Origin of the sequence: Ereboglobus sp. PH5-5, from assembly GCF_029504805.1 — a bacterium.
GTDB lineage: Bacteria > Verrucomicrobiota > Verrucomicrobiia > Opitutales > Opitutaceae > Ereboglobus.
This window is the reverse complement of the sequence record NZ_JAQFIT010000007.1, coordinates 1-21,409: the sequence shown is the minus strand read 5'-3', so window position 1 is coordinate 21,409 and position 21,409 is coordinate 1. Positions and strand designations below refer to the sequence as shown.

The window sequence follows — 21,409 nt, the reverse complement described above, 5'->3', positions numbered from 1 at the left end:
CAAAGAGGGGAATCAGCGTATCGGTTCATATTCATCGGGAACGTTTAATTTGTCGGTTTTGAAACTGTAGATGGTTTTAATTTGCGAGGCACTTGCTGTGGTTTCGAACCATCCGGCGGAACACCAAGGATACTGGCTGGCAACCGGAACCAAACCGTGTTTCACGGGATTTTGATGTGTGTAATTGAGGCGCGCGTGATACGACTTTTCGTAAGATAAGCGCGTCTCCCAATAATTGTGCCAGACTTTGCGCGCCGGCACGTCGTCCAGTTTGTTTATCCACTTTGCTGTTTTCTCGTGCAGCAGGGAGATCATCGCGCGAAGGCTGTTCGCGTCCTCGGATTTCTCCGGCGCATGGGCGACAAAGTGATAGTGGTTTGAAAATATCGCCCACGCCTCAAGCGTCCAGCCATGCTCGGCGGAAACTTGAAGAAGTCCGCGTTGCAACACGTCGAGGCGTTGTGGTTCTTGAAAGTAGTGTTGTTTGTTATAAGTGCCGGCAGTGACAAAATATGTGCCTGCTTCGCGCAGTCTGTGCTCCGGGGCATGCGGCCATGAGATGGCGTGAATGTGACGTGTTGTTTGCATTGGGGGGAGGGCGTTGGTGATTAATCATTCGGAATGCGATGACGGAGGGAACGCAAGCGGGCGACGATACCGCTTTGTTATGGGTGAATGGGAAAGCTGGCGTAAGTTGCTCAAAGCGGTGTCGCCGCTTCGCTCTGCCACCGCACTCCAAAGTTTCATGAGCCGCTCCTTTCCACGAGCGCGATAAACGCATCCTCCATCGTCGGCGTCGGGGTTTCCGCGCTGGCGGCCTGGCGTTTGAGGGCCTCGGGCGTTCCGGTGGCGATGAGCTTGGAGCGGTAAACCAGGCCGATGCGGTCGCAGTATTCGGCTTCGTCCATGAAGTGCGTTGTGACCATCACTGTGACGCCGCGTTGAACCGCCGCGTAGATGTGCATCCAAAATTCGCGGCGCGTGACGGGATCGACGCCGGAGGTGGGCTCGTCGAGGAAAAGTATGTCGGGGCCGTGCATCACCGCGCAGGCAAGCGCGAGGCGTTGCTTGTAACCGAGCGAAAGGATGTCGGCTTTTGTGTTGTGATGGGGCGCGAGGTGAAAGCAGTCCGTGACGGCGGCGATGGCGTCGCGTTGCGCGGTGCCGTGGAGTCCGTAGGCACCGGAGAAAAACGAGAGGTTTTGCGCGACGGTGAGGTTTCCGTAGAGCGAGAATTTTTGCGCCATGTAACCGATGCGCTGGCGGGCGCGCGCGGGACTGTGCGCAAGGTCGATGCCCGCGGCGCTGGCTTCCCCGCCAGTCGGCTTGAGGAGTCCGCAGAGCATTCGGAATGTCGTGGATTTGCCCGCGCCGTTGGGGCCGAGGAGTCCGTAGATTTCGCCGCGCTTGATGTTGAGGTTGATGTGGTCGGCGGCGGTGAAGCTGCCGAACTTGCGCGTGAGGTCGCGGGTTTCGATCACGGTTTTTCCGTCACGGGGAATGTCGCGAAGGATGCGCGTGAGCGATGAATTGCCGGATTGCGCGCCTCCGAGAATGTCCATGAACGCGTCCTCAAAACGCGGGGCGGCGGCAGTGGCGGCGGTTTCACCGCCTAATGAAGAATGAATAATGGATAATGAAAAATGGGGCGCCTCCGCGCCGGTGGTGGAGTCTTGCGGGCTGTTGGCTTGGGCATTTTCCATTCCACATTTTTCATTCTTCATTAGCGCGGCATCACCGCGCGTAACGATTCTGATGTTTTGCGCCTGGATGGTGGCGTCGAGGATTTGCGGGTTCGCGGCGAGTTCGGCGAGTTTTTCGCGGCGGGTTTCGGCGGGGGCGGCGATTGTGAAACAGCGGCCCTCCATGCGGCGGGTGAGGTCGCGGGGCGGGCCGGCGTAGAGCGGTTTGCCTTCGTTGAGCAGGAGGACGTCGTCGCAGCGTTCGGCTTCGTCGAGATAGGCGGTGCTCCAAATGATCGCGATGCCGTCGGTGGCGAGTTCGCCGACCATGCGCCAGAGTTCGCGGCGCGAGATGGGATCGACGCCGACGCCGGGCTCGTCGAGGAGGAGCAGGCGCGGCGTGCCGAGGAGCGCGCAGGCGAGGCCGAGCTTTTGTTTCATGCCTCCGGAAAGTTTTCCGGCGAGGCGGTCGGTGAAGCGCGCGAGGTCGGTGAACTTGAGGAGACGCGCAAAGGTTTCGTCGCGTTCGACACCGACGACATTTCGCAGGTCGGCGTGAAAGGTGAGGTTTTCGATAACGCTGAGGTCTTCGTAGAGGCCGAACTTTTGCGGCATGTAACCGATAATGCCGCGAAGCCCGGCGGCATCGCGAATCGGGTCCCGGTCGAACACGCGAATCGCGCCGGAGTCGGGCTCGAGGAGTCCGGCGATGATGCGCATGAGCGTGGTTTTGCCCGCGCCGTCGGGACCGACAAGTCCGGTGATGCGGCCCGTGTGGATGGCCGCATTGACGCGATCAAGCGCGGGCGCGGACATGCCGGCGAAGCGGCGCGTGAGATCGGTGATGTGGACGGCGGGGGACATGGGGAAAGGTGAAGTGTGAAAGGTGAAAGGTGAAAGCCGGCGGGCTGAATTGCCTGTGTGTTTTTTCACCTTTCACCTTTCTAATTTCTCATTTTCAGCGGGCGCAACGCGCACGCTGACCGGCATACCCTGCCGGAGCATGTTGTCGGGGTTTGTGACGGTGATGCGAAGGCGATAGACGAGCGTGGTGCGCAGGCTTTCGGTCTGGACGGTTTTGGGTGTGAACTCGGCGCGCGGGGAGATGTGGCCGATTTTGCCCTGATAGGGTTTTCCGGGACGCGAGTCGGTGAAAACATCCACGGTCATGCCGGGCGCGATTTTGCCGAGGTCGGGTTCGTTGATGTAGGCGCGCAGCCAGACGGGGTTGTCGAGCGAAAGCGTGAAGACGGTTGCCCCCGCCTGCGCGATGGCGCCGGGTTCGAGCGCGCGCGTGGAAACGGTGCCGGCGGAGGGGGCGGCGAGTGTTGTATCCGACAATCGGATACGCGCGGTTTCGAGCGCGGCGCGGTTTTGCGCGACTTGGGCGCGGGCTTTTTCGATGTCCTCGGCGCGATACCCGGCGAGCATCAGGTCGAGGGCGGCCCTGGCGGACTGGAGTCGCTTTTCGGCGGTGAGGACGGCGGTGGCCGCATTGTCGTGGTCTTGCTGGGTGGAGGCGTTTTGCCTGAGAAGCTCGGCGATGCGCTTTGCGTTGACCTGATTGTTTGCGAGCGTGGCTTCGAGTTCGTTGACGGTGGCCCGGGCCTGCGCGATTTCCTCGACGCGGTAGCCCGCGGTGAGGCGCGCGAGCTCGGCCTCGGCGGCGGCGAGCGCGGCACCGGCTTGCGCGACTTCCTGCTCGTAGGGCGCGGCGTCAATGCGGGCAATTGTCTCGCCGGGCGCGACGGGGTCGCCCTCGTCCTTGAGGATTTCGGTGACGCGGCCGGAAACGCGAAAGCCGAGATTCACTTCGCGGATATCGACATTGCCGTGGAGCGTGAGGTGCGTGGCGTCCTGTTTTTCGAGGGACGAGTGCCAGAACCACGCGCCCAAGCCGGCGGCGGCGGCGAGAAAAAGAATGAGGGGGATTTTGCGTTTCATGTGCGTGCGGGTTTGGCGAGTTTGTCGATGTTTTCGCTTAAAATGGCGGAGATCGTAGCGCGGGTTTGTCGGTCCAGCGTGTTCTTTCCGAGCCGGCGGCAGATCGCGGCGTTGGCGAACACGAATGAGAGGATTTGCCCGAAAAGCATGTGCGCGCGGATAATGCACTCCTGCGTTTCGGGGTTTCGTCCCGTTGCGATGCCAAAAAGCCGGGTGACCGTTTTGTGCAATGTCTCCATGCCGCTGCCAAACACGATGTCGAAACCGGCGGTGGGTTGCGTTTGCTCCCGGACAATCAACCTGGCGGCCAGCAGTATTTCACCCGAACTCAATGCGTTGTTTGCAAAGCCGCCCAGCAGCGTCTTGAGCATGTCGCGGGCGTCCGCGCGCGACGGATTCTGGATGCGCTCGTCCCCGTATGCGGCGGTGAACCTGTCCAGGGCGGCCTGCACGCGGTTCACCACGATGGAGCGAAGGAGCTCCTTGTAGAGCTGCTCCTTGCCCCCGAAATGATAGGAGACAAGCGCGACGTTGGTGTTTGCGTCGCGGGCGATGTCGCGGATGGAGGCGCCGTCGTAGCCGCATTCGCCAAACACGCGGAGCGCCGAGGCGAGAAGTTTTTCGCGCGCGGTTTCGGGGGCGGCGGACGGGGCTGGTTTTGCGGAGGATGTCCGGGTCATGGCCGAATGGATTTAAACGATTGTTTAAATCAGTCAATCATTTGTTTAATGCCAGTGATTTGCCGCGCGCATGGATGGGTGCGGGGCCTCGTCCGGGGCGAAACAAAAAATGAAATAAAATTTTAATAAAACGCCGGCTGGCGCGTTGTCATGGTGAACGCAGAGACCAACCAACAACCACTCCAGGAACGAAAGGCATAACATCATGATCACCCGATTCATCATACCGGCCACAATCACCGGAACCGCATGCGCGGCCTTGTTCTTCATAAATCCCGCCGAGCAGCCGCCGCCGCCCAAGAAGAAAGCCGAACCCATTGTCATCACCTTTCCCCCGCTGCCGCCAGTGCCTCCCCCCAAGACCCAGGAGGACAATGCAAAACCAACAATCGACGTCAGGGATCTCAAGCCGCCGCCGATGCTGTCGGACACGATTTCCACGGATATCGATCGCGCGTTTGTCACGCCGTTCAATCCGACCATTCCCGCGCCGAACCTCAATGACGGCGCCACCATGACGCTGCCGACTGGCAATTACGAAGATGCCGCAAATGCCGGACAGAAACTGGCCGACACATTCCGGCTGGTGGATCTCGACAACAGGCCGCAGACACTATTCCAAGCCTCGCCGGAGTATCCCTACACGCAAAAGAACACGGGCAATCCGGGCGAGGTGATCGTGAACTTCACCGTAGATGAGCGCGGTCATGTGCAGGATGTGCTGGTTGTGAAATCCTCGCATCCGGACTTTGACGCGCCGACGGTGCGCGCGGTCAGCAAGTGGCGTTTCGAGCCGGGCCGCAAAAATGGCAAGCGCGTCAAGTTCCGCATGAGCGTGCCGATCGCATTCAACCTTAACGACGTTTGAGCAAGCACGGTTTTGGTTCCGTGATGGAGTGAGACAAAGGGGACGGAACAAAGGCGCGGGTGTCGCAATGATGCCCGCGCCTCTTGCGTATTTGGTTTTTGAATACCAGGCGGCCTTGCCGGAATCCGGGCTGAAAACTTACCGGGGGGCTTGAGAGGCGGCGGGCAATAATTCGGGACGCGCCTCGTCGCCGGACATTTTGTAGGGGAGTCGCCAGGTTTTTGTGCCGTCGGAATTGGTGAAATACAGGCGGGATTCGCTGAGGTGCGAGGGATTCCCGTCGGCCCAGAACGCATAAAATGGATCGGCGGCAGGCTCGGGACGGCGGACATAGCCGTGGTTAAGCTCGCTGGAGTTGGTGACCCGGCGCTCGCGTTTCCATGAGACTCCGTTGTCATTGCTTGTCCACACGGCGACCTCGCCGCCGGTGCCGTAACGCTGCGGGCCGGTTTCCGTGGGGGCGATAATTTTCCAGTTGTTGCCGTTCACGTAGATGCTGCCCATGTCGTAGTTGTGGTCGGAGGTGGTGATGGTGCGGGTTTCCCATTTTCCGTTTTTCCAGTGCATTAGGAACCACTCGCGCGGATCACCCTTGGGGCCGGGCTCGCCGGCGCGGCTCACGATGCAGAGCAGGATTGGGTTGCCCGACGCGTCGAAATTGAGGTCGCAGGTATACATGAATTTCCCCTGCGATTTCAGGTCAACGAGCAGGGCGGGATTGTCGGGTGAGGTGAGCGGGAGCGCGAGGGGGGCGCCGGCCGCGGTGGTCCATGTTTTTCCGGCGTCGGTGGTCTGCGCGTAGTAGATGTTGGTGCGGCGGTCCACATGGCTCTCAGGGTGGTAGTTGAAAAATGTCGCGTATTTTGTGACGCGTTTTCCGTCGGCTCCGGCGCCCGTCCAGCGGCCGCTGGTTTGGTAGTGCCCGCCAAAGGCGGCGAGCGCATGATCCTCGCTCCACGCGCGCCCGTCGGCGCTTGTTTTCCAGAAGAGGTTTCGGGCGGGGCCGTTTTTGGTGCCCTTGAAATATTTTGTGAACAGGAGAAAGAACCCTCCGCTGTCATCCGGGCCGTGCCAGATTTCGGGATAGGTGAATTCCTGCCGCGCGACGCATTCGAATTCACCGATGTCATAGGGGCGCGTGCTTCGGAAAATAATACCGGGGCGTCGTCTGCCGCGTCCGCTTTTGAGCACCCAGATATGTCCGTCGGCGTCAATCTGGATGGATGCGTTGTCATGAGGATCTTTGACGGAGGGATCGGCGTAGAGCGCGACGGGGCGGGGGACGGTTCCCTTTTCGTGGTCGTAATACGAGACCATGATGACGAGGAGGCGCTGGTCGCCCGCGGGTGTGCCGCCCCAGGTGAAAAATGTTTTTTTCACCGCCGGCGCATAAACGGCGAGCGGCTGGTGGTTGGCGGTGTAGGTGCCGAGGCCGCCCGAATACTTGTCGCCGTATTCAAACTTGAACCCGAGCGTGAACCAGATGCCGCGATAACCGTCGGCGCGGACGGATTTGCGGATGTCACCCTCGGGAAACGCGGTCGGAGCGTTTTTTTTGAAACTGTGCGTGAATGTTACCCGCTCCGCGACGGGAGATGCCCCGGGTGCCGCAATGGCATTGGCGGTTTTGGGCGAGGTTGATTCCGCCGCGCGGCTACCGGGCAATGCGATGGCGAGGAGCGCGAGGGCGAGCGCGAGTGTTCGGGGATGTGGGAGGGGCATGGAAAAATTCTCGGGTCCTGGCGCGGTTTGAAATCGACCGACCCGTGGCGATGAAACGTGTTGATGGCGAGCCCGGCGGGGCGGATCCTTTACTCTATGGCGGCGACGCGGAACGAGCGGCCGGGGAGATGGATGACGTCGTCGATATATTTGCCGAGCAGTTCGCTGCCGAGCGGGGACTGGGGGGTGACGATCATGATCGTTTCACCCTGGAAGGCGAACTCCACGCCGCCGTTGCGGGGGCCGAGAAAATATTTCGAGGGCTTGCCGCGAAGCTCGAGCGTGATCACCGCGCCGACGGCCACGGGCTGGCCAATTTCAAATGCGGGGAGGTCCAGGGTTTTGTAGAACTCGATGTTGTCGCGTATTTCGCCGGCGAGGTTGGCCTGGCTTTCGGCGAGATAGGCGGCTTCCTGGCCGTGTGTTTCGTATTTTGTGGTGGCCTTGCTTTCCTCGTGGGTGGCTTCTTCGCGCGCCATGAGGGCGGCGCGTGAAAGCATGTCGAGGTCGGCTTGCAGTTTTTCGAGGAGAGCCTGTCGGAGAATGTTTTTGTCCATTGGTTTTTTTAGATAAAAATTTCGGGTTCGCGACGAGTCATAAAAAGTGTTTCGAGCCGGTTGACCGTTGCAAGAATTCGCGGGTCTTCCATGTGGCGCGCGTCGTTGGGGCAGACTTTTACGCAGTAGCAGCAACTGATGCATTTATCCTTGTCGGTCAGGCGCGGATTCTGGCGGTCAATCGCCTCCGTCGGGCACCCTTCGACGCACGTGTGGCAATCAATGCAGTTGTCGTTTGCGACAGGGGTGATCCGGGAGTTCACAACGGGCTTTTCGTAGGGAAAATGTCCGGGCACGTCGACCAGGCCGCTCGCGTCCATCGTTGCGGATGCGTGGGCTTGCGCCTTTTGCAGGAAGCGGGCGCCGAAGCTGTTTCCGGCGGTGGCATCGTCAGCGTCGGGACGGTTGGCGGCGACCTTGCCTGTGTAGGAATGCTCGCCGAGAAACGCGCCCGCGGCGATGGGCATGAAGCCGGCGGCGATCGCACAGTTTTTCAATTCGATGAGCGCGTCGTCGTAGTGGCGGTTGCCATACACGGCCACGATGGCCGCGGGGGTTTTGTCCGCGGTGATGCCGGCGAAAAACTCATTTGAGATGCCGGGCAGCCGTCCGCCGTAGACCGGAAGCGCGATGACAACGAGGTCTTTGCTGGAGAAGTGGTGCGGCTGCTTGCGGCTGGAAACCGCGGTGCGGTCGATTTCCTGAAGGGGCAGGGCGATGCCCGCCGCGATGTTTTGAACTGTGCGCCGCGTGGTGCCGGTGGGACTGAAATAGACGAGGCTGAGTTTTTCGAAGCTCATTTCGAGTTGTCAGATTGAGTGCTTTTTGGCGCGGGGCGAGGGATTTTTATCCGGTGCGCGCGTTTGTGTTTGCTCATGAAAAATCGAATTGGCGAAACCCCGCTCCGTCGGTTTTATGCAAAACATGCCATCAATGCCTTCCTCCGGTTTCAAACTTGATTTGCCCGCGCGTCCGCGCCGGCTGCGCCGCAACGCGAGTGCGCGCGCGCTTGTGGAGGAGACCGTGCTGCGGCCGGCGGATTTTATCGCGCCGCTGTTTGTGATCGACGGGAAGGGCGCGCCGGAGCCAATCGCCTCGATGCCGGGCGTGGCGCGTTTTAATGTCGCGGATTTGGTGCGGGAGTGCCGCGCGCTTTGGAAACTCGGCGTGCCGGCGGTGGCGTTGTTTCCCAAAATCGACGCCAGGCTCAAGGATCCCTCGGGCTCGATTGCGCTTGATGAGGACGCCTTGGTTTTGCGCGCCGTGCGCGCCGTGAAAAAGGCGCTGCCCGGGCTGGTCGTGATGACGGACATCGCGCTCGATCCATACACGAGCCACGGTCACGACGGTTTGCTTTCTGACGATGGTCGCGAGGTGTTGAACGACGCCACCGTGGAGGTGCTCGCAAAAATGGCCGTGCTGCATGCGCGCGCGGGCGTGGATTTTGTCGCGCCGTCCGACATGATGGACGGGCGCATCGCGGCGATTCGCAAGGCGCTCGACGCGGAGGGATTTGATCAGACCGCGATTATGGCGTATTCGTCGAAATTCGCGTCGGCATATTACGGACCGTTTCGCGACGCGGTCGGCAGCGCCAAGGCCGCGGGCACGAGCTTGCTCGACAAGCGCACCTATCAGCTCAATCCCGCCAACCGCCGCGAGGCGATTGCCGAGGCGATCATCGACGAGGGCGAGGGCGCGGACATCCTGATGGTGAAACCCGCCGGCCCTTATCTGGACATCATCCGCGACGTGCGCGAGGTCACGCGCAAGCCGCTCGCCGCGTATCAGGTTTCGGGTGAATACGCTCAGCTGCATGCCGCCGCGAAACTCGGCTGGCTCGATCTTGAGCGCACGAGCATGGAGTCGGTGCTCGCAATCAAGCGCGCCGGCGCGGACATGATCCTGACGTATTTTGCCAAAACTCTGGCAGTGCGCTTGAAAGCGTGATCGCTGCCAACAGCCGCGCAGTTTTTCACGAGTGATTCGCGTGGATGCCAAACGCGCGAAGCGCGAAAAAAATAAAAAAAAGCTGTTACCTTGTGCGGCGGACGCGGTTTATAGGGGACAACAAATAGTCCCGCATTAATGCTTTCCATACGATCCATCACCAAACGCTTCGGCGGGTTCACCGCGCTGGACGAGGTTTCCCTCGAAATATTTCCGGGCGAATGTTTCGGCCTGCTCGGGCCAAACGGCGCCGGCAAGACGACGCTCATGTCGCTCATCGCCGGGCTTCGCAAACCGGACGGCGGCACGATTTCACCCGGCAAATCAGGCGCGCGCGCCTCGCTCGGCTTGGTGCCGCAAAACATCGCGCTCTACACCGACCTGACCGCCGGGCAGAACTTGGAAATCTTTGGCAAGCTGCAGGGATTGCGCGGCGCGACATTGCGCGAGCGGGTGGGGGAGGCGCTTGAGGCAGTGCAGCTTTCGGAGCGCCGCAAGGATGTCGTGAAAACATTTTCGGGAGGCATGCAGCGACGCCTTAATCTTGCCGCGGCGCTCCTGCACCGTCCGGGGCTGCTGCTTTGCGACGAGCCGACCGTCGGCGTCGATCCCCAGTCGCGCAACGCCATCTTCGACTACCTCGGGCAACTCAATCGCGACGGGCTCACGATCGTTTATTCCACGCATTACATGGAGGAGGCGGCGCGCCTCTGCTCGCGCATCGGCATCATTGACCACGGAAAAATCCTCGCGCTCGGCACGCTCGACGAGCTGCTTGCGCTGCTGCCGTTCGAGGACGAGATCATTTTTCCAAACACATCCGAAACGAAACTTTTCGCAGAGCGCATGGCGCCGCATGGAAAACTTGTTTCGGAAAACGGCGCGCAATATCGATTCTTTCCGCAGCTTAAACTCTCGGAGTTTTACCGGCGCGCGGAGGAACTCAACCTGCCCGCGCGCCTTTTCGCGCAGCAACGTCCCACGCTCGAGGCGGTGTTTTTGCACCTGACCGGGCGCACCTTGCGCGACACGAAATAAACCGGCGAGAGCCATTCACCCCTGATTTTTTGAAGCATGTCCATCATCCTCACTTTGCTCCGCAAGGAATATCTGATTTTCAAGTGCGACCGCGCCGCGTTCGCGCTTACTTTTCTCGTGCCGGCGCTGATGATCTATATATTCGGCATGGTCTTCGGCATCAATCGCGCCGACACCGGCCCGAGGGGAATTCCCCTGGCCGTCGTCAACGAGTGCGACAATCCGGCCGCGTTGCGCCTGATCGATGTGCTGCGCGCTGAAAAGGGTTTTAGGATAATCACCACAACAACGCCGGACGGCGGCGCGGCGCGCGACCTCGAGGCAGGCGACTTGAAACCGCTCATGCGCGACAATGTGTTTCGTTTTGCAATCGTGATTCCCTCAAACCTGATTGAAACCAGCACGGTCGGCGTGAACCTGAAACTGCTTTCCAACCCGCGCAACGAGATCGAAACGCAAACAGTCAACGGCCTGCTGCAAAAATGTATTTTTTCGAACGTTCCCCAACTGCTCGGCCAGTCAATGCAAGCCAGCATGAAATCGATGCTCGGCGGCGCGGGGAAGGACAAGCTCAACCGCAACATCGCGGGCGCCATTTCAGAATCGTTTGACGTCAATGAAACCGAGGTGCTCAGGGAGCTCGAGGCGGGCAATTTTGGATTCGACCGGATGACCTCTCGCGCTGAGGGCGCCGCCGATGACGGAAAAACAAAGAAAGGCAATCCGCTCGGCGAACTAATAAAAATCGAAAACGAGCAGGTGGTGGGCAAGGATGTGAAAAGTCCCGCGGCGGCGCGCAATGTGGGCGCGTGGGCGGTCATGTTTCTCCTGTTTTCGGTCTCCCATCTGGCGATCACGCTTTTTGAGGAGAAGCGCGCCGGTTTGCTTCAACGGTTGATGTCCTCCTCGGTGCGGCCCTCGCATGTGTTGTGGAGCAAATTTTTGTTCGGTGTGCTTCTCGGACTTGTGCAATTGATGGCGCTTTTCTGCGCGGGCCGCTTGCTATACGGGCTGGATATCGTCTCGCACTTTGGCCAGCTCCTGCTGGTGAGCGCGGCTGCCGCGGGGGCATGCGCGGGCTTCGGAATGTTGATTGCGTCAATCGCCCGCACCTCCGCCGCGGCGGGGTTCCTGACAACACTTTTGGTGATGCTGATGAGCTGCCTCGGCGGCGCATGGGTGCCGGTTTCGTTCATGCCGGAAGTCGTCCAAAAAATCAGTGTGTTCACGATTCCTTACTGGGTCATTGAGGGATTCATGCAAGTATTCTGGGAGGGCGGTTCGCTCGCGCGACTAGCGCCGACAGTCGGCGTGCTGTGCGGCATCACACTCGCCGCGATGAGCGTGGCCTGGTGGCGGTTCAAACGCGGGACGATTTTTGAGCCCTGAGCGGCGCGGCCGACGGGACTTGAAACATGGCGTGGCGGGCGAGCTTGGCTTGCGCGACCCGGAAGGTCATTGGCCTGTGCAATATGCACCGCGGCGTTGCGTTGGAATCATTCGGCATAATTTGCAACATCCCGTCGCTTTTGTTTTCATACTGTTACTGCCCATGATGAAACCGCGCATTTTTTATAATTTTCCGGAAGGTGTTTTTTTAACGCTGGTTTTATTGTGCGGCGTGTGCGTTTCCGGCACCGCGCAGACATTTCGCTCGTCCGACAAGTCCCCGCCGCCGAGGGCCTCGACAACAACCTCGTCGGGAGCGCCGCGCGATTTTTCGAATCTCGCCTATGGGGACTCGCTTTCTAACAGCGGCGCGGCGGGCGACGGCGCGTATGCGGTTACGATTCCGCTCACCACCGGGGCGATGACGCAGCTTGCGCAACAATCCGCCGTCGTTGTTGCCAGTCCGGGCGCGGACACCAATCCCGCCGGCGAGGTCATTTCCGCCACGCGCTCCAGCCTTACCATGAACGCCAATCCATGGACGCCGGTCATGGGCGAGTTTCATTATTCGCGTTATCCGGCGGCGGAATGGCGCGACGAAATCCTCAAGATGAAATCGGGCGGCATCGACATCGTGGCGACGTATGTTTTCTGGATACACCACGAGGAAATAGAGGGGCGCTTCGATTGGAGTGGCGATCGCGACTTGCGGCGCTTCGTGCAAACATGCGGCGAGCTGGGCATGCGCGTGATGGTGCGGCTCGGCCCGTGGTGCCACGGCGAGGTGCGTCACGGCGGGCTGCCCGACTGGCTCGTGGCGAGCGGCTGCCGGCTGCGCTCCGACGACCCGCGCTACATGGACAAGGCCCGCATTCTCTACAGCGAAATCGCCGCGCAAATCGACGGTCTGCTTTGGAAAGACGGCGGACCGGTGATCGGCGTGCAGCTTGAGAACGAATACCGCGGCCCCGCCGAGCACCTGCTCGCGCTCAAAAAAATGGCAATCGACGCGGGCATGGTCGTGCCGCTCTACACGCGCACCGGCTGGCCCGCGCTTTCCACCCCGATGCCGCAGGGCGAAATCGTGCCGCTCTACGGTGTTTACGCGGAGGGATTTTGGGATCGTGAAATCACACCGATGCCGGGCAACTACTGGACTGGTTTTCGTTTCACGACGCTGCGCGTTGACAGCAACATCGCGAACGAGGCGCTCGGGCGCGACAACGTCGCCGATGACCCCGATGTCGCGTCGTATCCCTACATGACTTGCGAGATAGGCGGCGGCATGATGAGCTCGTATCATCGGCGCCTTCTCATTGACCCGCGCGACATCGAATCGACCACGCTCGTCAAGCTCGGCTCCGGCAGCGTGCAACCCGGCTACTACATGTATCATGGCGGTGCGAATCCCGAGAGCGCGACCGGCGTCACGCTTCAGGAAAACCAATCCACGCGCTTCACAAACTGGAACGACCTTCCCGAAAAAAACTACGATTTCCAAGCGCCCCTCGGGCTCGGCGGCCAGGTGCGCCCGCACTACCACCTGCTGCGCCGGCAGCATTTGTTCATGCACGATTTTGGCTATCTGCTTTCGGGTATGCCCACCGTGCTGCCCGCGAACCGCCCCTCCGGCAAGGACGACAAACGCACGCTTCGCTGGGCGATGCGCTCGAACGGCCGCTCCGGTTTTATTTTCGTCAACAACTACCAGCGCCACCAATCCATGCCGATTCATCGCGGCGTGCAATTCGCGCTCAACCTGCCTCCGCTCGAATCCGTCTCGCCGCTTCCGAGCAGCGCGGACGCCACGCGCGCCGCGGGACTGTCCGGCACCACGCCCGACGCCGCGCGCCGCGCCGCCGTCGCGCAAGCCGTGAGCAAGCGCATGGTGCCGGTCGCGCCGGTGGACATTCCCGCGGACATCTCGTTTTTCTGGCCCTTCAACTTCGACCTCGGCAACGGCGCCATCCTCGCTTACGCGACCGCGCAGCTACTCTGCTTTGCCGACACACCCGACGAAAAAGAGCGCGTCTATTTCTTCTCGGAAATCCCCGGCATTCCGCCCGAGCTTGCATTCAACGACCTCACCGTGCGCGACGTTAGCAACGCCTCCGGGCGCCAGCGAAAAGGCGACGGCCTCGTGCGCATCACCAGTCCGAAAAGCGGCCACTCGCCCGCGATCACGCTGCGCTCCTACGACGGCAGGGCGATCAGCATCGTGATTCTTTCTTACGCCGATTCGCTCAACCTCTACAAACTCACCTGGGGCGACGAGGACCGCGTATTTCTCTCGAAACATCCCGTCACAATCGACACCGACGAAACGCTCCGCGTGCATGCTCCCACGCCCGATCCGGTGGACGTGCTCGTGTATCCGCGCCCCGACCCCAACGCGCCCGGCGCGAAAAATGGAACGAAGTTTGCGCGCTGGCTGCTCGCATTCCTGACCGGCATCCAGGCGGGCGAGGGTGTGTTCGCAAAAATCACCGTGCCCGGCGCTGCAAACCCCGCGCTCGCAAAAGTCGCCGCGCCCCGTGCCGAGAAAATGCGCGACGCAGGCCCGCCGCGCGAAATCCCTCTCGGCAAATCGCCCCGACCCGTTCCCGCCGCGCCCGGCGCCGCGGATTTCGCCGCCGCGGCCGCATGGAAAATCACACTTCCCTCCGGAGTCTGGAACAATCCGACCGAGCCAATCCTGCGCATTCACTACACCGGCGACGTCGCCCGCGTGTTGCTTGACGGAAACCCAATCCTTGACGATTTCTACAACGGCCACCCGCTCGACCTGCCGCTCGCGCGCCTCGCCGGAAAACTCGACACCGGCGCGCAACTCACCCTGGAGATATTACCGCTGCGCAAAGACGCGCCGATACTGCTCCCGAACAGCGCGTTCCCGCGCTTTGGCCCGCGCGCGTCGGTAGCCGAACTCGGCAAACTGGAAATCCTGCAAACCTTCACGCACACCCTTGTGCCATCGATCAACGACGGCACGAGCGGGAGCGAGGAGAAGGACGAGCCGTGAAAATGAAGTGAGGCGGCAGCGCGCGTATTGGAGCGGCGATCTCCATGCCGCCGATTGCCGCGTCTGGATCGAAAATAATCTGCATTTTCTCCGAGGGCGGGCTTGCAGGGTATTCTAGAAAACAGCCAGTGTATCGTAATACTGCAATTTTATGACTGATGCGCAAACATCCCGGGCTTACTGGCTGCGGGCGATCTCGGGAGTGAGACGCCGCGTAAATGCCGTTGCGTGGATGGAATGGTTTGCGCCGGGCGTGTTCGCATGCGGAACACTGGCGGGGCTTTTGTTTTACGCCATGCGCCGGGTGCGAGTGGACGCGACCGGCTGGATATGGCTTGCGCTGGCGTTTGCGTTTGCGATTGCCGCGGTCATGGCGTGGCGCATTGCGCGCGGAGCTTTTTTCTCCCGTGACGACGCGCGCGCGTTTCTGGAATACCAGTTGCGCATCAACTCGGGTCTCAGCGCGGCGGAGGCGGGAATGGCAAAGTGGCCGCGGACGTCCGTGTTTTCCTCGCGGGTTTTGCGCTGGAAGCCGCAGGTTGTCCTGGGCTGGCTCGTCGCCGCGGTGGTGATGTTCGCCGCGGGTTTTTGGCTGCCGGTGCCCGCTCAAAATATGCGCGTGGTTCCCGTGGAAAAACCGCCCGCGCTCGCGCAAACCGAGGAATGGCTGAAGGACCTCGCGCAGGTCAACGCCGTCGATCCTCAATCGATTGAAAACCTGGAGTCACGGGCGCGCGAACTCGCCTCGAAACCGGCGGAGACGCAGTATTCGCACTCGTCACTTGAGGCGGCGGACGCGCTGCGCGAGCAGGCGGCGCAGGCCATGCAATCGCTTTCGCGCGAATTCGAATCCGCGGAATCGACACTTTCATCGCTGGCATCCGCCCGGAATTCACTTTCCGAAACCAATGAGTCGCTCTCCGGGGAACAACTGAAACATGCCGCCGGGCAGCTCGACAAAGCGTTGCACGGTTTGAGCGAGGGCAATCTCACCGCGAGCCAGGAATTGCGCGAGGCGCTGCAAAAACTCGACGCGTCGGCATTGCGCGAACTCACCGCGGAGGAGGCCGCCAGGCTCGCGCAACAACTGGGTGAGGCCGGGCGCGCCGTCCGCCTCGTCATGGGCAACGAAAACAACGGGGACTCGGAGAGCATGGCCGTGTTGCTCGCCGCGCTCGACGGCGCCGGAGGCACCCCGATGCGCATGCGCGGCACCGGCGATGTTTCACGCGGTCGCGGCGACGCGCCGCTGGAGTTTGACCGGCGCGAAAGCGACGCGGGCGGCGGCAATCTGCAAACAGTGCGCAACGACGACTATTCGCGCGCGGCGCTTGGCGACAAACTCGGCGTGCAAGTCGGCGAGCACACCGTCGATCCCAATGCGGCCCAAGGCCCCGTCAGCGCGGGCGCGATGGCGGGCGCGGCGCGGGGCGGCGAGGCCGTTTGGGTCAACAAGCTCACGCCCGCGGAGCGCGAGGCGCTCAAGGAATTCTACAAATGACACCCTCAACACCCACACTTCCAAACGATGCCGAGCTCGCCTCGGCCTCGGCGTCGATCAACCGCCTGGTCACCGCGCTCGACGGCGTGCTTTACGGCCAGCACGAGCTGATCGAGCTCGTTGTCGCGGGCGTGCTCGCGCGCGGGCACATCCTGCTTGAGGGCCTGCCGGGCCTTGGCAAGACGGAGCTCGTCAAGGGGCTTGCGCGCACGCTCGGCCTCGACGCGCGCCGCGTGCAATTCACGCCCGACTTGCTTCCGGGCGACATCACGGGAAACCCCATTTTGCAGGAGGTGGACGGCAGGCGCGCGTTTGTTTTCCAGCGCGGCCCGATTTTTGCGAACATCCTGCTCGCCGACGAAATCAACCGCGCGTCACCCAAAACGCAGTCGGCGCTCCTTGAGGCGATGCAGGAGCGGCGCGTGAGCGCGGGCGGCGAAACGCACACGCTGCCCGATCCGTTTTTCGTGCTGGCAACGCAAAACCCGATCGAACTCGAGGGCACCTACCCGCTGCCGGAGGCGCAGCTCGACCGTTTCCTTTTCAAGATCGAGGTGCGGCGCAACTCCGCCGAGGTGCTGCAGCGCATCGTGCTCAATCGCGAGATCGGCGTGGAGCCGCGCGTGGAGCCGGTGCTGGCGCGCGAGGAGTTCACCGCGCTGCTCGGCATGGCGCGGCGTATCCACATGCCGGATACAGTCGCGAATTACATCGCGCGGATGGTGACGGCCACGCATCCGGGCGAGTCGGCGGCGTCGGCGGGCGTGCGCTATGGCGCGAGCCCGCGCGCGGCGCTCGCCCTGGCGTCGGCGGCCAAGGCGCGCGGTTTGCGGCACGGGCGGGGGCATGCGAGTTTCGAGGACGTGCAGGCGGTGGCGCGCCCCGTGCTCGCGCACCGCGTCCTGCTGGAGCACTCGGCGCGGCTCGACGGCGCGACGCCGGCGGGCGTGGTCGAAAAACTGCTCGCGGAAATACCCGCGCAGGCAAAACCGCTTCCCACTTCACTCGCCGCGGCAAAGATCAAATGAGGGCCGAACGCAATTTCAGTTTCCGCCTCGGAAAGGCCGCGCTCGCCTGTCTTTTCCTCGTTGCGCTGTTTGCGGCGGCCTTGCGCGCCGACTCCGTCACGGAGCAGGTGCCGCTTGACCCGTCGCGGAAGGCGGCGTTGAGCGTTTTGTTTCCGGTCGATGAATGGGACGGCTTTGGCTTTTTGCCGGTCATGGTGCACGCCGAGAACAAGTCGGATTCGGACTACACGTGGCGGTTTGGGTTCACCCATGGGCTATCGCGCGGGCGGGATCGCGCGCTTTCGTTTCAGTCGGAATTCACTGTGACGGCACCGGCGCACACCTCGCGCTCGACGGTGCTTTGGGTGCCGGGAGGCCGCGCCGCGGCGGACGAGGTTTGCGTTTCGCTTTCCCTCACGGTTCAGGGGGCGGGAGTTCAGGGGCTTCGCTGGAACTCGTCGATCATGAGCGGCTGGCGCGGAAAGGGCGTGTGTTTCGCGGTCTCGCCGCAACTGGAGCGCAATTATCGCGTGAAGCACGACGAGATAAAAAACACCAACAAGAGCGCGCCCTGCACAACCACGATGCGCGCGTCGGACTGGCCGGCGGACTGGCGCGTGTGGTCGCCGTTCACGGTCGTGGTGATGGCCGAGGACGAGTTCACCGCGCTCGACATGGCGAGGCAGGCGGCATTGCGCGAGTGGGTTTCGCTTGGCGGGCATTTGTTTTTGAAACCGCAGGGAAGCGTGCCGGCGCGGTGGAGTTCGACCGCGAAAAAAATCCGCCATGGTCTGGGCGCCATCACAATGTCCGAGTTGCCGGCGGGCATGTATGTTATGGAGGACAGCCAGCGCCCCCTTTGGCGCGGGCAGCGCGTGCAGCCGTGGAAGTCGCTCATAAAGTTGCTTGATCTGGAGGACGCTGAGTTGATGCGGTTTTCCTCGGTCGTGTGGTGGTTAATGATCTTTTTGCTGCTTTTCGGCGTGACGATAGGCCCGGTGAATTTGTTTTTGCTGGCGCCCGAGGGAAAACGGCACCGTTTGTTTTTCACGGTGCCGGCGATTTCGATCGGCGCGTCGCTGCTGTTGATGGCGGTGATTGTGTTTAGCGACGGCTTCGGAGGGCAGGGCGTGCGGCGTTCACTGGTCGTGTTGATGCCCGGTGAAAACAAGGCCGTGGTCGCGCAACAGCAGGTGACGCGCACGGGCGTGTTGATCGGGAAGAAATTTTCGCTGGCGGACGACACGGTGATGGGAAAGGTCGGGATTGATTCCGACGGCGACATTCCGGGGAAAAGCGCGGCGCGCGGCAATGGCGCCGCATCGGGAGACTGGTTCACGAGCCGCGCGGTGGAGAGCCATGTGTTGATGCGCGTGACGCCGACGCGCGAGCGCGTGGAGCTCGTCGCCGGCGGCAAGCCGGGCGTGGCGCCCATCGTGCAATCGAGCATGTCGGGCGTGTTGCGGGACTTCCTTTACCTGGATGAATTCGGACGCATGTGGAGGGCGGACGAGGTATCCCCGGGGCGGCGCGTGGCGCTTTCGCCGCACGATAAAAACGCGAGCGTGTTCGAGGTGTTGCATTCGTTCGTGAAGAAGGACGGGCACGGTTATTTTCATGCCACGATGACGGGCGGCGAGCTCGGATTGATTTCCTCACTCGGCGCAATCAAGTGGACTGACGACCGGACGACCGTGATTGGTTTCGTGGAAGGAGGGGCTCGCAATGAGTGATCCGATTGTGAAAGTGCGCGGGCTTGAGCGGGCGTTCGGCAGGGTGCGCGCCGTGGACGGCATTTCGTTCGACCTGGCGCGCGGGCAGGTCGTGGGGCTGATCGGCGCGAACGGCGCGGGCAAGACAACGGCAATGCGCATCATGGCCACGCTCGACATGCCGGATGCGGGGACGGTGACGATCGGCGGTGTTGACATCGTTGATTATCCGACGCGCGTGCGCCGGCACATCGGCTGGATGCCCGACCACTTCACGCCCTACTCGGACACGACGGTGGGCGACTATCTCGATTTCTTCGGACGCGCGCACGGCTTTGCCGGCGCGGAGCTGGCGCGGCGTGTCGATGAGGTGCGCGATTTCACGGACCTTGTTTCGCTAAACGACAGGCCGACGACGGGGCTTTCAAAAGGGCAGTCGCAGCGCCTTTGTCTCGCGCGCACGCTGCTCAACAACCCGGAGTTTCTCATCCTCGACGAACCCGCCGCAGGACTCGACCCGAAGGCGCGCCTGGAGTTCAAGAATCTCGTGCGCGTGCTGCGCGAGCGCGACAAGACGTTGCTCATCAGCTCGCACATTTTGTCGGAGCTCGGCGAGATGTGCGACTCGCTCATCTTCATGGACGCGGGGCGGCTCGTGCACCACGGCGACACGGACAGCCTGCAACGGCGCGACGCGCGCACGGGCATTGTGTTTGAGATTGAAACACTCGGGCCGGCGGCGGCGTTGCTAGACTGGCTCGCGGTGCGCCCGGGGTGGCGCGTGGTCGAGCAATTGCGCGACGGCGCGCGCGCCGAGTTCGCAAGCGGCGAGCCCGGCGCCGTCGCGGCGGAGTTGCGCCGGATGTCGGCGGATTTGCAGATCGTGGAATTTAGGAGGCAGGAGCGCAGGCTCGAGGAGGCGTTCGTGGAAATGTTGCGAGCCGGAAACGGGGCCCCGCCGCCGCTGCCCTTTGCGGGAAACGGAGGTGATGCGCAATGAGCGGGACCGCAAACCAGGCCGGACAGACGGCTGAAACAAAACCGAAATTCGACTTCCCGACATGGCTGCCGCCGATGCTCGTGAAGGAGCTTCGCCAGGGGCTGCGCACGCGCGCCTTCGTGCTCAGCCTGATCGGGCTGCACACGGCGCTGGTGCTCGCCTTCGGATGGGCGCTTGTCATGCAGATATTCGACAGGAGCGCGGGGCTGAACATGGCAAACAACTTTTTCTGGATGCTGACGTTTGTGATACTCGTGTTTGTGATGCCGCTGCGCGCGCTTGGCGGACTGCGCTCGGAAATCGACGCGCGCAACATCGACCTGCTCATGCTCACGCAGCTGACCTCGTGGCGCATCGTGTTCGGAAAATGGACATCGCTTGTCACGCAGACCGCGCTGCTGCTGGTCACGCTGCTGCCCTATGGCGTGATTCGCTACTTTTTCGGGAGCGTGGACTTGATCCAGGACATGGTCACGTTTGCGTGGCTGTTCGCCTTCAGCAGCATGGCGACGGCGCTGTTGCTGTGGGTGTCGGGGCTGCATCGATTTCTTCGGGTGCTGTTGGTCGTGGTCGTGCTGATAATTTTCAACGGCATGCTCGGATCGTCGTTTTTCGGAATGTTGCGCTACGGCTTTGGCGGCAGCAGGGGTATGTTTTCGGGGCTCCACGCGGGTCCCGTTGCCATCCAGTTGTGCCTGCTTTTCGACATGGCGATATTTCTCGTGTTTTGCCTCGTGCAGGCGGTGCGTCGAATCGCGCCGCCCTCGGAAAACCACTCGATGGCCACGCGCCTGATTTCGCTGGCGCCGCTTTTGCCGCTGCCGCTGCTCATGCTCATGCGCCATGCGAGCCGCGGCGTGCGCGACGCGATGGAGATGCAGTCGGTGCTGGCGCTGGTTGTGTTCATGCTGGTGTGCGTGCTGGAACTGGCATCGATGGAGCTGCCGATGGCCGTCCAGGTGAGGCAACTTTACGGCAAGGGCGGTGTGGTGCGCCGGTTCCTCGCCAGGATATTCCTGCCGGGCTGGTCGAGCGCGGCGCAATTCACGTTTGCCGGATTGTGCCTGTTTGGCGCGCTGGTGCTCGCAAGCGCGTTTCCCGACGAGCTTCGACAGGCGCGGTTTTTGCGCGTGCTCGCGCTTGTGTGGGTGGCGGTGGTGACCCCCGCGGCGCTGCTCTCGCTATTCCTGCGCCGCGTGAGAATTTTTCCGCTGATCATCTACGGGCTGATCCAAAGCGGAATGAGGTTACCCCTGATTTGTGGACAGGAGGTGCAGACATAACCACAAAAGAAAAACAAACATGCCAAAAACAAAACCAGCCTACACGCCGGAATT

17 protein-coding genes are annotated in these 21,409 nt (G+C 61.8%); 10 read left to right on the top strand and 7 right to left on the bottom strand.

All coding sequences use genetic code 11. The features are described 5' to 3' along the window. Positions 1 to 12: 12 nt before the first annotated feature. From M2103_RS05720 to M2103_RS05705, 4 genes are all read right to left on the bottom strand, one after another. On the bottom strand, positions 13 to 588 hold the full coding sequence (locus M2103_RS05720) for a transposase (protein WP_277509322.1): 576 nt from the start codon (positions 586 to 588) through the stop codon (positions 13 to 15). A 155-nt stretch (positions 589 to 743) separates the two neighbouring features. Continuing rightward, positions 744 to 2,546 (bottom strand): ATP-binding cassette domain-containing protein, encoded by a 1,803-nt coding sequence (locus M2103_RS05715; protein WP_277509321.1) that lies wholly within the window; start codon positions 2,544 to 2,546, stop codon positions 744 to 746. 72 nt (positions 2,547 to 2,618) lie between these two features. Further along, entirely contained in the window at positions 2,619 to 3,626 is a 1,008-nt protein-coding gene (hlyD, locus tag M2103_RS05710) for a secretion protein HlyD (RefSeq protein ID WP_277509320.1), read from the bottom strand. Further along, complete coding sequence (locus M2103_RS05705) at positions 3,623 to 4,306, bottom strand: CerR family C-terminal domain-containing protein (RefSeq protein ID WP_277509319.1); 684 nt, start codon at positions 4,304 to 4,306, stop codon at positions 3,623 to 3,625. The genes hlyD and M2103_RS05705 overlap by 4 nt, the downstream gene beginning before the upstream one ends. A gap of 205 nt (positions 4,307 to 4,511) precedes the next feature. Between M2103_RS05705 and M2103_RS05700 the strand changes: the two genes are divergently transcribed. Beyond that, on the top strand, positions 4,512 to 5,174 hold the full coding sequence (locus M2103_RS05700) for an energy transducer TonB (protein ID WP_277509318.1): 663 nt from the start codon (positions 4,512 to 4,514) through the stop codon (positions 5,172 to 5,174). A gap of 138 nt (positions 5,175 to 5,312) precedes the next feature. Here the strand turns inward: M2103_RS05700 and M2103_RS05695 are convergent, their stop codons facing one another. The 3 genes from M2103_RS05695 to M2103_RS05685 all read right to left on the bottom strand — a co-directional run bounded on the left by M2103_RS05695 (position 5,313) and on the right by M2103_RS05685 (position 8,253). Next, a complete protein-coding gene (locus tag M2103_RS05695) occupies positions 5,313 to 6,896 on the bottom strand; it encodes a BNR-4 repeat-containing protein (protein ID WP_277509317.1) in 1,584 nt (527 codons plus the stop codon). 89 nt (positions 6,897 to 6,985) lie between these two features. Then, positions 6,986 to 7,453, bottom strand: coding sequence for a transcription elongation factor (locus tag M2103_RS05690; RefSeq protein WP_277509316.1), 468 nt, complete (start codon positions 7,451 to 7,453; stop codon positions 6,986 to 6,988). A gap of 8 nt (positions 7,454 to 7,461) precedes the next feature. Continuing rightward, a complete protein-coding gene (locus M2103_RS05685; RefSeq protein WP_277509315.1) occupies positions 7,462 to 8,253 on the bottom strand; it encodes a 4Fe-4S binding protein in 792 nt (263 codons plus the stop codon). Between the two features lie 133 nt (positions 8,254 to 8,386). Here M2103_RS05685 and hemB point away from each other — a divergent pair, with 133 nt between their 5' ends. From hemB to M2103_RS05640, 9 genes are all read left to right on the top strand, one after another. Then, positions 8,387 to 9,403, top strand: a complete 1,017-nt coding sequence (gene hemB, locus M2103_RS05680) for a porphobilinogen synthase (protein ID WP_277509302.1) — start codon at positions 8,387 to 8,389, stop codon at positions 9,401 to 9,403. A gap of 138 nt (positions 9,404 to 9,541) precedes the next feature. Further along, on the top strand, positions 9,542 to 10,441 hold the full coding sequence (locus M2103_RS05675) for an ABC transporter ATP-binding protein (RefSeq protein ID WP_277509301.1): 900 nt from the start codon (positions 9,542 to 9,544) through the stop codon (positions 10,439 to 10,441). 36 nt (positions 10,442 to 10,477) lie between these two features. Further along, positions 10,478 to 11,830 carry an ABC transporter permease gene (locus tag M2103_RS05670; protein WP_277509300.1) on the top strand — a complete coding sequence of 451 codons (1,353 nt, stop codon included), beginning with the start codon at positions 10,478 to 10,480 and terminating at the stop codon, positions 11,828 to 11,830. 163 nt (positions 11,831 to 11,993) lie between these two features. Continuing rightward, entirely contained in the window at positions 11,994 to 14,852 is a 2,859-nt protein-coding gene (locus M2103_RS05665) for a beta-galactosidase (protein ID WP_277509299.1), read from the top strand. 151 nt (positions 14,853 to 15,003) lie between these two features. Continuing rightward, the gene (locus M2103_RS05660; RefSeq protein WP_277509298.1) at positions 15,004 to 16,353 is read left to right on the top strand and encodes a hypothetical protein; all 1,350 of its coding nucleotides are present in this window, start codon (positions 15,004 to 15,006) and stop codon (positions 16,351 to 16,353) included. Beyond that, entirely contained in the window at positions 16,350 to 17,381 is a 1,032-nt protein-coding gene (locus M2103_RS05655; protein WP_277509296.1) for an AAA family ATPase, read from the top strand. The genes M2103_RS05660 and M2103_RS05655 overlap by 4 nt, the downstream gene beginning before the upstream one ends. Beyond that, on the top strand, positions 17,378 to 19,093 hold the full coding sequence (locus M2103_RS05650) for a hypothetical protein (RefSeq protein WP_277509295.1): 1,716 nt from the start codon (positions 17,378 to 17,380) through the stop codon (positions 19,091 to 19,093). Before M2103_RS05655 ends, M2103_RS05650 begins: the two co-directional genes overlap by 4 nt. Then, the gene (locus M2103_RS05645; RefSeq protein WP_277509294.1) at positions 19,086 to 20,072 is read left to right on the top strand and encodes an ABC transporter ATP-binding protein; all 987 of its coding nucleotides are present in this window, start codon (positions 19,086 to 19,088) and stop codon (positions 20,070 to 20,072) included. The genes M2103_RS05650 and M2103_RS05645 overlap by 8 nt, the downstream gene beginning before the upstream one ends. Beyond that, on the top strand, positions 20,069 to 21,355 hold the full coding sequence (locus M2103_RS05640) for a hypothetical protein (protein ID WP_277509293.1): 1,287 nt from the start codon (positions 20,069 to 20,071) through the stop codon (positions 21,353 to 21,355). Before M2103_RS05645 ends, M2103_RS05640 begins: the two co-directional genes overlap by 4 nt. The last annotated feature ends 54 nt before the right edge of the window (positions 21,356 to 21,409 follow it).

What these genes read in the sequence shown, in the direction of transcription:
- M2103_RS05655 (WP_277509296.1), top strand. Translation starts at nt 16,350, where the DNA reads ATGACACCCTCAACACCCACACTTCCAAACGATGCCGAGCTCGCCTCG.
- M2103_RS05690 (WP_277509316.1), bottom strand. Translation starts at nt 7,453, where the DNA reads ATGGACAAAAACATTCTCCGACAGGCTCTCCTCGAAAAACTGCAAGCC.
- M2103_RS05715 (WP_277509321.1), bottom strand. Translation starts at nt 2,546, where the DNA reads ATGTCCCCCGCCGTCCACATCACCGATCTCACGCGCCGCTTCGCCGGC.
- M2103_RS05650 (WP_277509295.1), top strand. Translation starts at nt 17,378, where the DNA reads ATGAGGGCCGAACGCAATTTCAGTTTCCGCCTCGGAAAGGCCGCGCTC.
- M2103_RS05695 (WP_277509317.1), bottom strand. Translation starts at nt 6,896, where the DNA reads ATGCCCCTCCCACATCCCCGAACACTCGCGCTCGCCCTCGCGCTCCTC.
- M2103_RS05670 (WP_277509300.1), top strand. Translation starts at nt 10,478, where the DNA reads ATGTCCATCATCCTCACTTTGCTCCGCAAGGAATATCTGATTTTCAAG.
- M2103_RS05675 (WP_277509301.1), top strand. Translation starts at nt 9,542, where the DNA reads ATGCTTTCCATACGATCCATCACCAAACGCTTCGGCGGGTTCACCGCG.
- M2103_RS05665 (WP_277509299.1), top strand. Translation starts at nt 11,994, where the DNA reads ATGATGAAACCGCGCATTTTTTATAATTTTCCGGAAGGTGTTTTTTTA.
- M2103_RS05720 (WP_277509322.1), bottom strand. Translation starts at nt 588, where the DNA reads ATGCAAACAACACGTCACATTCACGCCATCTCATGGCCGCATGCCCCG.
- hlyD (WP_277509320.1), bottom strand. Translation starts at nt 3,626, where the DNA reads ATGAAACGCAAAATCCCCCTCATTCTTTTTCTCGCCGCCGCCGCCGGC.
- M2103_RS05685 (WP_277509315.1), bottom strand. Translation starts at nt 8,253, where the DNA reads ATGAGCTTCGAAAAACTCAGCCTCGTCTATTTCAGTCCCACCGGCACC.
- M2103_RS05705 (WP_277509319.1), bottom strand. Translation starts at nt 4,306, where the DNA reads ATGACCCGGACATCCTCCGCAAAACCAGCCCCGTCCGCCGCCCCCGAA.
- M2103_RS05660 (WP_277509298.1), top strand. Translation starts at nt 15,004, where the DNA reads ATGACTGATGCGCAAACATCCCGGGCTTACTGGCTGCGGGCGATCTCG.
- M2103_RS05645 (WP_277509294.1), top strand. Translation starts at nt 19,086, where the DNA reads ATGAGTGATCCGATTGTGAAAGTGCGCGGGCTTGAGCGGGCGTTCGGC.
- M2103_RS05640 (WP_277509293.1), top strand. Translation starts at nt 20,069, where the DNA reads ATGAGCGGGACCGCAAACCAGGCCGGACAGACGGCTGAAACAAAACCG.
- hemB (WP_277509302.1), top strand. Translation starts at nt 8,387, where the DNA reads ATGCCTTCCTCCGGTTTCAAACTTGATTTGCCCGCGCGTCCGCGCCGG.
- M2103_RS05700 (WP_277509318.1), top strand. Translation starts at nt 4,512, where the DNA reads ATGATCACCCGATTCATCATACCGGCCACAATCACCGGAACCGCATGC.